The sequence below is a fragment of the Sphingobacterium sp. JUb20 genome (assembly GCF_004342035.1).
GTDB lineage: Bacteria > Bacteroidota > Bacteroidia > Sphingobacteriales > Sphingobacteriaceae > Sphingobacterium > Sphingobacterium anhuiense.
Genome location: NZ_SLYV01000004.1, coordinates 63,367 through 77,221 on the forward strand (window position 1 = coordinate 63,367; position 13,855 = coordinate 77,221).

Sequence of the window (13,855 nt, forward strand, 5' to 3'; positions counted from 1 at the left end):
TGAAATAAAAAATTATATTTGCAAAGTGTTTTAAAGAATAAGCACAATAAACCCTGATTAGAGACAGTCAGGATCAATCACCTAACTAAAAAACAGCAGTATGAAATATTATTCTACGCTTGATGACTCAAACCTTTTTGGACATTATGAAGATGATGTTTTAATTTCTTCCCTAAATTTTTTCACCATCCTATTCCATTCCGAATACCTGGATTACGATTCTCGAATGTGTTGTTAAAACGACAAACTAACAAAAAGGGGAAGCAAGCTTCCCCCATTTTAAAAATTAGATGAGGTTCTGATTCCCAATTGGCGTTGTCGTCAGAAACCTTTTTTTACCTTAATTTTCTACAAGAATATGAAAAAAAATCAAAAGTATCTGATTTTTCAGGTACTCTTTGTCCTAACTGTGCATTTAGGGCAACCAACCTATTCCCATGCACAAAGTAAATCTACTCCTATAGTTAATGCGGCTTTTGAAGGGAAAGTTGTTGACCAGGTTAATGGAAGCCCAATAGTGGGGGCGACTGTAAAGCTTCAAGGAGTGACACATTCTGTCCAAACAGATAGTCATGGAAATTTTCAATTTATTACGGGACAAAAATTACCAGCTACTGTCATTGTTTCTTTTCTCGGTTATCAATCTCAAACTGTAGAAATCACATCACCCAAAAGTATCATAAAATTATTGCCCACAGCTTCTAATTTGGATGAGGTTGTCGTTATCGGTTATGGAACAACAAAAAAACAAGATGTAGTTGGTGCCATCACAAAGATTAATGCAGGGGAAGTCAATAAAATTCCTGTAGCCAGTTTTGATGCTCAGTTACAGGGGAAGGCAGCTGGATTACAGGTCGTAGCCAATTCTGGAGTTCCGGGAGAAGGTATATTTGTCCGTGTCAGAGGTACGACTTCTATTAATTCAAGTAGTGATCCGCTCTATATTATTGATGGTGTCTTTCTAAACAATACAAGCTTACAAAATGCAAATTTAGGAGGTCGTACTACATCTCCATTAGCCGATATAAATCCGGCAGATATTGAATCTATAGAAGTATTAAAAGACGCTTCAGCAACAGCAATTTATGGATCTAGGGGAGCTAATGGTGTTGTTATTGTAACGACTAAGCAGGGAAGTTATGGTGCAAAAACAAAAATTGATTTTAACCTTTCCAATGGTTTTGTTCAAGCGGACAAATCGACTTTGCCACATTTGGCATCTGGACCAGAGACCGCTGCATTAGCGAATGAATGGTGGATTAACTCGGGTATTGATAAACCATCATTAAATCAAAACTTTTCTAATAGACCTTTTCGACCGGTTAATGAAGGAGGTCGTGGCCTTCCGGATGAGCAGCAGACCTATGATCGTTTAGATTTTATTCTAAGAAATGGACGTGTGCAAGATTATAGTTTAGGTATTCAAGGTGGAGGGAATAAGTCCCGATATTATATAGGCACTGGGTATACAGATCAAGAAGCATTTTTTAAAGTTATCGATTTCTCACGAGCAAATTTTAAGTTTAATTTTGATCAACAGCTAAATGAACGCATTAAGATCGGAATTACAAGTAATATTGCTAGAACAAAAAGAAATCAAGCACGTACAGGTGACGGTCCGCAGGTCAGTTTGTGGAATTCTGCAGTTTCTTCGGCTACCTATACAGCGACACACGATCAGGAGGGGGTGGCTACAGGATCTGATAATACTTATGTGTTAGTTGATAATTATGATGTCAATACGTTAAGTTTACGTTATATCGGAAGTGTTTTCGCTGAAGCAGATATACTTCCCGGTTTAAAATTCAGGAGCAGTTTTAGTGCTGATTACAACAAATATGATGAAAATCAGTACTGGAATACCAATACTAGTATTGGAAAAGCTAACAATGGACAAGCAACGTCTGGAATTTCTGAAAATACTACTTGGATTAATGAGCAGACCTTAAACTATCAAAAGCAATTCAATAGCGTTCACAAAATTACGGCTTTAGTGGGCAATACCTTGCAGCATAATACTTTAAATTATTTGTACGCAGAAGGTAATGGATTTGCCAACAATAGTTATAAATTAATTTCTTCAGCTTCTACCCGTACTTCATCTCAGGACTGGACAGCTTACTCTATTGCTTCTTTTTTTGGAAGAGCAGGATATCAGTATTCCGATAAATATTTTGCAGAAGCGACATTAAGAGCTGATGCTTCTTCCAAATTTGGAAAAAATAATCGTTGGGGATATTTTCCAGCTTTTGCGCTTGCTTGGCGACTGAAGCAAGAGGACTTTTTGAAAGATGTAAACTGGTTAAATGATCTGAAAATTAGAACATCCTATGGAATTACAGGTAATCAGTCTGGGATTAGCAATTTCGCTTCACGAGGACTTTGGTCCGGAGGTAGTTCGTATGCCGATGTTATCGGTTCACCTTTACCAGGTATAGGGCCTCAGCAACTTGGTAATGATGACTTGAAATGGGAGACAACCGCACAGTATAATGTCGGTTTTGATGCAGAGTTATTTAAAAATAGGTTATCTATTACCCTGGATGTTTACGATAAATATACTTCCAATATTTTACTGCAACAACCGATCAAGACTTCTTCTGGTTTTTCCCAGTACTGGGCCAATGTTGGCGAAGTGAGTAACAAAGGTTATGAGTTGACTATTAATAGTGTTAATATTCAAAATCAAAATTTTACGTGGAAAAGTAGTTTCAATATCTCAGGAAATAAAAACAAAATAGAAAAACTACCAACCCAAATTACGCAGTATACACGTGATTGGGTGATTTTAAAAGAAGGACAATCTTTGAATTCATTCTGGCTCTACGAGCAGTTAGCTGTTGATCCTAAAACCGGAAATGCCATATTTGATGGTCAGCTGGAAGATGGAACAGTTCCAGTAAGTGCCCGCAAAATTATGCATAATGCATATCCTAAATTTTATGGTGGTTTAAATAATTCGTTCAGCTATAAAAGTTTTGATCTCAGTGCAGCGCTGTCTTATCAATTTGGTAACTACACTTTAAATCTGGAGCGCTACTTTAGAGAACGTAATCCTACTAGCGGGGGAGTATTTGAAAATGTGCTAAACCGCTGGCAAAAAGATGGTGATATTACCGATGTGCCCAGATTAACATCGATAGGGAATAACTATACCATTGATCAGAACAGCCGTTATTTAGAGGACGCATCCTTTGTAAGGCTTAAACAATTGTCGATAGGGTATACACTGCCGAAATCTTTCTTGAGTAAAGCTGGAATTAGTAATGCTCGGATATATTTTCTAGGCTCGAATTTGTTCCTTTGGACAAAATATACAGGAGATCCTGAATCTAATGTTACCTCAAATCCGAATGCACAGGGACTTGGATCATTCGGAACTCCACCTCAGCCCAGAAGCTTTCAGCTTGGATTTAACCTAACACTATAATTTCACCTAAGATAAAAATAACAGATGAAAATTCTTAAATATAGCTATATATGGACTTTGGCCGTGACGTTTACACTGTCCTCATGCGAGAAATTTTTGGAAATAGATCCTCGGATTTCTACCTCTGATCAGGTGACAATCAATGATGAAAATTCTGCACACACTGCCGTTAGAGGGATATACAATCAGTTACAGTCAGACGGATATTACGGGTATACATTTCAGACTATCGGTTTTTTTTCCGGCGATAATATTGAATATACAGGAAGCCAGATTGTGAACCAATCTTTAACCAATCACAGTGTAAGAGCAGATTTACCCGCTTTAGCCACAGCATGGACTGCGATATATAATACGATCAACCGTGCGAATAATGTGATTGCTAAAGTACCGGCCCTATCGGTTACTCCAACTTTTACAGATGCGGTAAGAAATCAACTGGTCGGAGAAGCCTATTTTCTTCGGGCATTGTCTTACTTTGATCTAGGTAGAACCTGGGGTGGGGTACAGCTTGTCTTAGTCCCAACATCTTCTTCCAACAATCTAGAGAATTTAAAAAGGTCTTCTTTAGCAGATACCTACCGGCAAGTACTGGCAGATTTGATAAAAGCAGAAGAACTTTTACCCAATAGTACCAATCGTATCCGTGCAACCCGTAAAACAGTTTGGGCACTTCGCGCACGCTACCATCTGTATCGGGAGGAATGGAAAGAAGCAATTACTTATGCCAGCAAATTAATTGATGATAAAAGTAATTATAATCTTTTAACGCCTTACTCTTCATTTTTTGCAGACAATGCTTCAGGAACAAATGAATCCATATTGGAATTATATTATACAACCAATGTCGTTAATACCCAGGCTTATCAATGGAAACCCAGTACAAAGGGAGGAGTAGGCTGGATCCGACCTTCAATGGGAATTGTTAATTTATTAAATAATAAATCGATCGCGGGAACGCGTCAATCTTTAATTTCTAAAGTTGTATTAAATGGTGTGGACAATTGGTTCGGCAATCTCTATTATAGAACTAATGGAACAGATCCAGCATTTCTGATCCGAATAGCTGAACTATACCTGATTCGTGCGGAGGCATATGCGCAGGATAATGATATTGCCAAATCTCTTGCAGACTTAAATGTAATCAGAAAACGTGCCGATATTCAGGAACTTAATATAGCTGATAAAGCAACATTATTATTAGCCATAGAACAGGAGAACCGAATTGAGTTTGCATTTGAAAATCATCGGTGGTATGACCTAGTGCGCACAAGACGTGCAAAAACAGTTCTTGGAATAGATGAAGATTTTCGACTTCTTTTACCAATTCCGTATGCGCAGATTCTGATCGATAAAAATCTAGAACAAAATCCTCAATATAAATAAATATTTTTATGGAAATAGCTATTTCAACTAAAAAATGGAGTTCAGCTGAGAGTTTCTCCTTCCGGCTTTTATTTATCTTTTTTATTATTTTGACACTCCCATATGATGTTCATTTGTATCAAGCTCTTCGGCACTTCAGCTTTGAATCTGTATATCAGCTAGCGACTTTCAGAACATCGTTTATAGCTGAAAGCGATTATGTAGGGAATCATTTTGAGGGATTGTATAATTGGCTCATAGCTTTAATTATTGCTTTTTTTGGTGCTGTTATATGGACTAAAAAGCGGAAGAGTCAAGAACATGAGCTCTATTATTGGCTTAGGGTACTTTTACGTTATCGTTTGGCTCTTGCCATTATTGCTTCAGGAATAGTTAAGCTGGTACCGGTTCAGTTTCCAGCTCCAACACTTAGTGATTATAATACCGAATACGGCGATTTTTTATTATGGAAGATTTATTACTTAAGTACTGCAATCACTAAAGCTGGGTATGTTCCGGGCATAGGAGTTTTAGAGATAACTGCGGGTGTACTCTTGGTATTCCGAAAAACAGTAGCAGTAGGGGCAGGTGTTTTAATTGCTCTTTTAGCCAATATTGTCATTGTCAATTTTGTGTATGAATTGGGAGAACAGGTGTATAGTCTATTCCTATTATTGATTGCCATTACCTTATTTTCCTATGATTTACCCCGTTTTTTTAATGCAGTATTTCGGCAGGTGAAAACACAGCCAGAAATCGTTAATCCGCTAGTTTCACAGCCTCTCAAAAAGCTAAGGGTAATATTAAAAGGTGGGTTTTTACTATTTTTTATACTTTTTGGATTTTGGACCTACAGCTCCTGGAAAAGTAGTAATTACCCATACCCAAAGGAATCTGGAATAGCGCATATCCGAGGTTTATACAACGTGGATGAGTTTGTTCTTAATTCAGATACATTAGCCTACTCCCTGACCGACAGTAGTCGGTGGCAAAATGTGGTGTTTGAATCTTGGAATACTTTTAGTATAAAACGAAAATCAGATATCAAAGCAGATCTTCATAAACCTCGTATTATCTGGCAAGCTGATTCACTTCGCAATTTTGAAAATATCGGAAATGGTGGTCGGGAATTTTACCGTTATACCTTTGCTCAGGCTCCAGATGGACGGTATCAGGTCCGTGCAATAAATAAGAGAAATGCAATACAATCATTTCAATTTGAATTGCAAAAGAGTGGTGAAAATGTGTTATTGCTGTCAGGGAAGAATGAACAAGGAGAGTCCCTACAGGTTAAATTGCGCAAGGTTAATAAAGAATACCTCTTAGACAAAGGCCGTAGAAAGCCAATTTCCATTTATTAAATTATTTCACAATGTCAGCTATAAAAAATATGTATCCGGAGAGAAGTTCTATATATCGTGCTTGGTCTACTTGGGAGAAAATAAGTTTTAGATTTGCTTTTATTTTTTTTATACTACTGGTAGTTCCCATTCAATTTTCCTGGTATAAAAAGTTATTTGAAGATTTTTCATTTTATGGACTATTGGCGAATGTCTCCGGTTTCAGACCGGAATTTATAGAGATTTCGTCAGAAAGTGGTAAGTGGGGAATAGATTCTTATGCCACCTGGGCTATTGCGGCAATTATTTCTGCTATTGGAACCGCAATCTGGACTTGGTTAGCTAGTAGGCGCCAACGCTTGTCATACAATCAACTTTATTATTGGCTTAGAGTCCTGGTTCGCTATCGTATCGGTCTAGGATTGATTGCATTCGGTTTTATTAAATTTTATCCGATGCAGATGCCTTTTCCTTCAATCGCAAACCTGCATACCGATCTGGGCGATTACGCACCTTTCAAATTATACTGGCAGTCCGTAGGAGTTTCTGTTTGGTATCAGATATTCTTAGGTTTCTTAGAAATAGGAGCGGGTATATTGATGTTTTTTAGAGCCACGACGGCCATTGGAGCTATTATCAATGCAGGTGTATTATATAATATTGCCCATGCTAATTTTGCCTATGACGGGGCTGTTCATGTCTATAGTTCTTACTTTGTATTGTTATCCTTGTTTTTATTGATCCTGTATATTCCAGATTTATATCGGTTGTTTATCAAAAAAGAAGCAATTACGCCACAGTATTATCGTATAAAGTTGGACAGTAGGACTAAAAGGCGTGGATATTATCTTGCTAAAGCACTTTTTATCTTGGTATTTGTCTTTGTGTATGGTGCTTACCGCTATGATTTTCATTATTATCAGGGGCGATTAAAAGAACCCGTTATTCCAGGACTTTCCAAGGCAGTAGGCCATTATACGGTTAGCCAATTTATCTTAAATGGTGATACCTTAACCTATTCACCTTATGATTCAGTACGTTGGCATGATGCCGTATTTGAACGGTACTCAACACTGGTGTATAAAGTTAATAAAAAACAACCTATAGATCTAAGAAATGGAACTCCCCATAAGACAGATCTTTTTAAAGATTATGAGTTTACTGGCCGTGCCGGAGGTAGAGTATATCTATATTATGAAATTGATTCTTTGGAGAATGCGATTTATGTCGTCAATAAAGGAAGGAAGTTTAATGAAAACTTCGAAAAGGAAAATAAAAAAGAAAATGAAGTTAATCTCAAAAAACTTTATCAAACAGCAATCCGTGATAGCATTGGTATTCTCAAATGGAAATATGAAAGACCTTCCACAGAACAGATTGTGCTATCCGGTCAAGATGTGAGTTTTGATTCTATTAAAGTCGTTTTAGATAGAATTCCAGAGCAACCTTTACTTGGAAGAGGCTGGTTTTCAGAAAATAAAAAATATACTTATGTACAATAAATTAATCGTTTTATTTGTCTTGGTACTGATAGCATGTTCTGGTGTCAATGCGCAATCGTATGAAAATCTTACCGTGACAAAATTTGAGAAAGGGATCTCTGGAAAGCGGCATCAGCTCGTTGATGTGCGGACTCCAAAAGAATATGCCTTAGGGCATCTTGAAGCAGCGTCCCTGGCCGATTGGAAAGATTCGACAGTATTTGTTGCTCAAATTGGGGTTTTAGATAAATCAAGACCTGTTTACATTTATTGTCGATCTGGCAACCGAAGTAGTAAGGCTGCATCATGGCTTATTGAGCATGGTTTTAAAAAAGTATACAATCTTCAGGATGGGATAATCGGCTGGGAACAGTCAGGAAGAAAAATAGTTAAAGCAGATGATAAATAGAAGAAGTTTTCTCACGCAAAGCCTACTACTAGCTGGGACAGGGATATGGGCACAGACAAAAAAAGTAAACGATAGACAAATTATATATCAATTTTTTGATTCAGGTTTAGCACATTTCTCCTACGCCGTCTTAGTAGATAAAAAAATTATTTTAATAGATCCTGCACGTGATGCAGGATCTTATTATACTTTTGCCAAAGAGCATGGGGCAACGATCATTGGTGTCATAGAAACTCACCCGCATGCTGATTTTGTCAGTTCCCATCTCGAGATCGCTAATTATACCAAGGCGAAGATTTATATTAGTAAATTACAGAAAGCAAGTTTTGAGTTTGAGCCTTTCGATACAGGGAACACCATTAGATTAAGTCCATCTATTAGTTTAAAAGCGCTCTCTACACCTGGACATTCTCCAGATAGTATTTCTGTTGTATTAGAAAAAGACAAAGAGCCACATGCTGTTTTTACGGGCGACTCCTTATTGTTTGGCTCCGTAGGCAGGCCAGATTTACGAACATATTCAGGCGAATTTACTACTCAGCGTGAGCAATTGGCAAAGCAGCAGTTTCATACGATGCATGATATCTTCGCACTATTTCCAGATAAAACCCTTGTCTATCCTGCACATGGGGCAGGCTCTCACTGTGGTAATGCTATTCGCAATGTGAAGGAAAGTACAATTAGGGAAGAGAAACGAACCAACCCTGCTTTCACTTGGCTCGATGAGGATGAATTTGTAAGGCAACTGTTGCTCGATCAGCCTGATATTCCCCAATATTTCCCTTATAATGTAGAACTCAATAAATTAGGGGCAAATGAGTTGCATAAAGCATTGTCAGCTGTTCCAATACTTGACAATAATTATTGGGAAGAAAGTGCGCTTTTTATTGATACTCGTCCTTCTTCAGCTTTTAGAATAGCGCACAGGAAGGGAGCACTAAATATTCCAGATGCTGATAAATTCGAGACTTGGTTAGGCACTTTAATTGCCCCTCGCCAGGGATTCTATGTTGTGGTTTCAGAGGTGTCAAAAATCAAGCCTATGCTACTGAAAACCGCAAAGATCGGATATGAAGTATTTGTTAAGGGTATATTTGTCTATAATCAAAACAGCGCAGATTTAAGTATAGATGATTTTGATTCGGACCTCCTTAGGGCTAATCAAGACCGATATACCATTATTGATGTTAGAACTGAAAAAGAAGCAAAGGATAAATATTTCGATAAGGTGATTAATATTCCACTTTCCGAGTTAAAGGAGCGTTTGCAAGAGATTCCTGATGGAAAAACGGTACTTGTACACTGTGCTTCTGGCTATCGCTCAGGAATAGCGGCAAGTTTAATTTTGCGTTTACGACCTGAGCTAAATATTATGGATATTTCCAATGCGATTACTAAATTTTAACATTATCTTCGATTATGTCTAAAACATATGATGTTATTATAGTCGGTTCAGGACCTAATGGAATTGCCGCAGGTATTACATTACAGAAAGCAGGATTGTCTACGCTCATCATTGAAGGTCGTGATACTGTTGGAGGAGGCATGCGTACGGCCGATTTGATTGAACCGGGATATCGACATGATATCTGTTCTGCTATCCATCCAATGGCTTTGGCTTCTCCGTTTTTTACCGCTTTGGATTTGAGGGCGCACGGACTGGAATTTATTTTTACTAAGTACCAGGCTGCTCATCCCTTTGACGATGGTTCTTCGGCATTTTTAAGTCGCTCTATTTCAGAAACTGCCGAGGGATTAGGTTTGGACAGAAAGGTGTACCGCGATTTGATTGACCCTATTGTTTCCGAATGGGATTATATCGCTTCTGCAACAATGGGTCCTTTTGAATTTCCGAAACGCCCCCTTCTATTGGCTAAATTTGGACTGCAGGCTTTAAAACCAGCGGCTACAATGGTCAATAAATTCAAGGAAACTCATACAAGAGGATTATGGGCAGGTATGTCTGCGCATGCCATTCAGCCATTTACGAATATAGCTTCTTCAGCAATAGGGTTGATATTAAGTGCTGTTGGACATAAATATGGATGGCCTATTCCTAAGGGCGGATCACAGGCTATTGCCGATGCATTAGTTTCCTTGTACACTTCCTTAGGAGGCGAATTAAAACTTAATTATTTTGTAGAAAATATTGATGAGCTGGCAACGTATAATACCGTTATGTTTGACCTAACACCGAAGCAGATCTTAAAAATAGCAGGACATAGATTGTCAACTGCCTACAAAAAAAAGCTAGAATCTTATCGCTACGGCATGGGGGTTTTTAAAATGGATTTTATTATTGATGGAGAAATTCCGTTTTTAGATGAGCGATGTGGGGATGCTGCTACTGTTCATTTAGGTAATACTTATGAAGAAATAGCTGCTGCTGAATCTCTGACATCAAAAGGCGGATATCCCGAAAAACCATTTGTAATGCTCGCTCAGCAAAGTAAATTCGATAACAGCCGAGCACCTGCCGGTAAAAATACTGTTTGGGCTTACTGTCATGTACCTAATGGTTCGATCAGAGATGTTTCTGTTGCAGTTGAAAATCAGATTGAACGCTTTGCACCAGGATTCAAAGAACGAATCACTGCAAAAAGTACAATGAATACAGCACAACTGGAATCCTACAACCCAAACTATATTGGAGGAGATATTAATGGTGGTATTATAGATATCCGCCAATTATTTACCAGACCAACGGTACAGTTAAGACCCTATAGAACATCCAATCAACAGATTTATATTTGTTCATCTTCTACTCCTCCAGGGGGAGGAGTACACGGTATGTGTGGTTATCATGCCGCTAAAACAGTACTAAAAGATCGCTTCAATATTTTATTATAAAGGTAGTTTTAAATGATGTTGTACATCATTGCGAAAATCGTAATTAAGTGCATCACTTTATGATTTAATAGAATGAGATCATTAATCGTTATTATTATTTATAGTTACTTTTCATTTTGAAAGCTAGATTTTTATTGTGTTTAACTCAGACATCTAAACTTATTAATTCATCTGCGGAGATATCTTTGTGATGAATTTTTAATTTAACAGGTGTTTTTTTATATATAAAAAGAAAAAATGTTCATAATCTAATTGATTATTGGAATAACTGAAAGTGTTGGTAAAACTTTGACTTTAAATTCTATATTGCGTTCCACTAAATTACTTGCCAAGTACTACGATCTTGATTTCATTATCTGGTTCGAGACCACTAATACCTCCTCCAGTGTATTTGACTGTGTACTTTCCCGGTTTTATGGAATAGTTTTTTGCTAGATTAAATACAGTACTCACGCTATCATGAGGAGGTACTTGAATATAACTTTCCTCAGGAGGCGGCATCATCCGTTTGGCCATAGGGCCTGTAAATTCGGCTTCGTTCCCTTGAACATCTATAATTTCCATGTATTTACCTAAAAAGGGTTCAAAAGGTGTTTCCCATTTACAAAAACGCTGCATCGTATCTGAGTGGTTTGCCACAGTGAAGGATAATATCACAGAATCGGTGGTTAAATTGTTAGAATAGGCTCTCAAATGTGTTGCCAGTTTGGGAATTACTGTAAGAGTTTGTTTTGTTTTACTTGCAGAGCTTATTGTTTTTTGATTTTGGCAACCTGTAAACATTATAATTCCTAAACCAATTATTAAAGAGAATTGACGAACCATATTTTTTGAGCTTTGGTAGTTTATTTGAATGAAATTTCCGATACTTCTATTAATTCAGGACCACCCTCAATTGGATAACCTAAAACTTTTTTACCTTTTAGAGTGACTGATTTATTAACAAAGTCATCTAACTTGACGCGAGAGCTTTGCAATGCATAGGTTTTATTTTCCGAATTTATCTTATGTGTTCCATATTGAAAAGTAGTCATTCCTAGTGGAGTTATTTCTCCTGTTAGAACTATTGTACTCATACCACCAGTCTTTTTCATTGTGCAACCTGAAAGTAGGCCTACGAGCATGGATAATATCACGATCTTTTTCATACTTAAATAAACGCAGAAAAACGAAGTAATGCTACAATTTTAATAATTAAAATGTTGAGCGTCTAATACTGGAAAAATTCTATTATAATCTTTCTATGATTACTATTTATAAATCGTTATTCATTAATAATTTCTCCGATTTAAAGTTTTATAAGGTATTTATTTTAGTACTTCTTTATGAATGATTTAGAATATTATTGATTCTTCAAAACAACGTTTTCGTGATTTATGCAATCGTTTGTTTCGTGCTTTTATTTTGTCAAATTTAAATAAAGAATCACTTTTATAGTAAACTAGAAGGTAACCAAAACCTATTATAGTTGTGAAATATTATAAACTTAAATTAAATTATCGATGAGAAAATTATGTTTTTATGCGTTTGTATTATCCTTGTTTAGTTATCTATCCTCATGCAAAGTATCTGAGGGATGGGAACCTGTCATTTCTGATCCAGAACCACAAGGTTTAGCTATTGCAGATTCGGTCCAGCTTTTTAAAGTTACTCCATCAGCGGCGACGGTAGCAGATCGATTACAGTTCCGTGCCAATCACAACGATATGCAGGTCACAGGTTATTATGCAGCTCCAAACAGTACGATCACTGTAAATGTTCATGTAATTAATGGTAATACAGCGGCTCGACTTGCCATAGGTACTCCTTTTAGAGATAACATAAGACCTGTAAGGCAGTATTTCAATCTCACTTCCGGTCAGCAGACATTTACGGTTGATGAGTATGGTGGTTTGGTTTATTTAATCTATACAGCTAATAATTATACAACAACTGGGGAAATCGAGATTTCCTTTGATCAAGGATTTATTCCTGTTCCTTTCTTTCAGAAGGGTAAGACTACACATCAACAGTGGATAAGAACGCTCGATTCTTTAAAGAATAATGTGCCAGATGTTGTGTTTTCATCAGACCGAACAGTTTTAGTCGCAAATATGGACGAGGCTTTATTATTTAAAAATGAAGATCAGCAGCTTATTGTCAATCGCTTAGATTCTATTATTAATTTTTCCAACTACATCAGTGGTTTAAGTGGTACAAGCGGACTTCATGCAATACCAGATAATAAACACCTGATTACTGTAAGAGATTCGGCGTCGGGCGGCTATATGGCCGCTGGTATTTCTATTTATTATACAGAAGGACTATCTTATCGTATGTTACAACCGAAATATCTTTCCAATACGAATGGCTGGGGTATTTGGCATGAAGTTGGACATACTTATCAACAAAAGGGATGGACCTGGGGTGGATTAACGGAAACAACGGTCAATGTTTACTCGTTGGCTTCTGAAAGAGGTTTTGGCCTTCCAATAAGTCGAATTACAGCTAATAACTTATGGCCGAAGCTAAGTAACTATTTTCTCAAACCTTTATCTGAACGAAATTATAATTCTGGAGACAATGATCTCAAACTTATTATGTTCTATCAGTTACAATTGGCATTCGGAGATAATCTATATATTCAATTAAGTAGAATAAATAGAGAGGAAAGGCCTACCGTTTCAAGCGATGAAGACAAAATGCGTTATTTTATGCTTACAACTTGTAAAATCACACAAAAGGATTTATCAGACTTTTTTAGAAAGTGGGGATTAAAAGTTAATGAATCGGTTTATACAGAAATAGCTAATCTACAATTACCTATACCTGCTCAGGATCTTACTAGTCTTAGGGACTAAATTCATGCTCTAATCATTTTGATGCAATGCATTCAGAATTCTGGAAAATTTATTGCATTGTATCCTAAACCTCTCTTGTCTGAGAAATTATTTCTCGACAAGAGAGGTTTATTAGTAAAGCAGATTGACTGAATAAACAG

General features: G+C 37.0%; 10 protein-coding genes. 8 read left to right on the plus strand and 2 right to left on the minus strand.

What is annotated here, in order from left to right:
* Positions 1–358: 358 nt before the first annotated feature.
* From EDF66_RS08185 to EDF66_RS08215, 7 genes are read left to right on the plus strand one after another with little or no spacing between them, the layout of a single operon-like run.
* Complete coding sequence (locus EDF66_RS08185; RefSeq protein ID WP_132841882.1) at positions 359–3,430, plus strand: SusC/RagA family TonB-linked outer membrane protein; 3,072 nt, start codon at positions 359–361, stop codon at positions 3,428–3,430.
* A gap of 24 nt (positions 3,431–3,454) precedes the next feature.
* Positions 3,455–4,816: a RagB/SusD family nutrient uptake outer membrane protein gene (locus EDF66_RS08190; protein ID WP_132841884.1), complete on the plus strand. Its 1,362-nt coding sequence runs from the start codon at positions 3,455–3,457 to the stop codon at positions 4,814–4,816.
* Positions 4,817–4,824: 8 nt separating this feature from the next.
* Positions 4,825–6,156: a beta-carotene 15,15'-monooxygenase gene (locus EDF66_RS08195; RefSeq protein WP_132841885.1), complete on the plus strand. Its 1,332-nt coding sequence runs from the start codon at positions 4,825–4,827 to the stop codon at positions 6,154–6,156.
* Between the two features lie 11 nt (positions 6,157–6,167).
* A complete protein-coding gene (locus tag EDF66_RS08200; RefSeq protein ID WP_132841887.1) occupies positions 6,168–7,637 on the plus strand; it encodes a hypothetical protein in 1,470 nt (489 codons plus the stop codon).
* Positions 7,627–8,025: a rhodanese-like domain-containing protein gene (locus tag EDF66_RS08205; RefSeq protein WP_132770348.1), complete on the plus strand. Its 399-nt coding sequence runs from the start codon at positions 7,627–7,629 to the stop codon at positions 8,023–8,025. Before EDF66_RS08200 ends, EDF66_RS08205 begins: the two co-directional genes overlap by 11 nt.
* A complete protein-coding gene (locus EDF66_RS08210; RefSeq protein WP_132841889.1) occupies positions 8,015–9,430 on the plus strand; it encodes an MBL fold metallo-hydrolase in 1,416 nt (471 codons plus the stop codon). Before EDF66_RS08205 ends, EDF66_RS08210 begins: the two co-directional genes overlap by 11 nt.
* Positions 9,431–9,444: 14 nt before the next feature.
* Positions 9,445–10,875, plus strand: a complete 1,431-nt coding sequence (locus EDF66_RS08215) for a phytoene desaturase family protein (protein WP_132841891.1) — start codon at positions 9,445–9,447, stop codon at positions 10,873–10,875.
* A gap of 321 nt (positions 10,876–11,196) precedes the next feature.
* Here the strand turns inward: EDF66_RS08215 and EDF66_RS08220 are convergent, their stop codons facing one another.
* Positions 11,197–11,514 (minus strand): hypothetical protein, encoded by a 318-nt coding sequence (locus EDF66_RS08220; RefSeq protein WP_132841892.1) that lies wholly within the window; start codon positions 11,512–11,514, stop codon positions 11,197–11,199.
* 206 nt (positions 11,515–11,720) lie between these two features.
* Positions 11,721–12,023 carry a hypothetical protein gene (locus tag EDF66_RS08225; RefSeq protein WP_132770342.1) on the minus strand — a complete coding sequence of 101 codons (303 nt, stop codon included), beginning with the start codon at positions 12,021–12,023 and terminating at the stop codon, positions 11,721–11,723.
* Between the two features lie 354 nt (positions 12,024–12,377).
* On the opposite strand from EDF66_RS08225, the gene EDF66_RS08230 reads away from it, so the two are divergent.
* Positions 12,378–13,715 (plus strand): M60 family metallopeptidase, encoded by a 1,338-nt coding sequence (locus tag EDF66_RS08230; RefSeq protein ID WP_132841894.1) that lies wholly within the window; start codon positions 12,378–12,380, stop codon positions 13,713–13,715.
* The last annotated feature ends 140 nt before the right edge of the window (positions 13,716–13,855 follow it).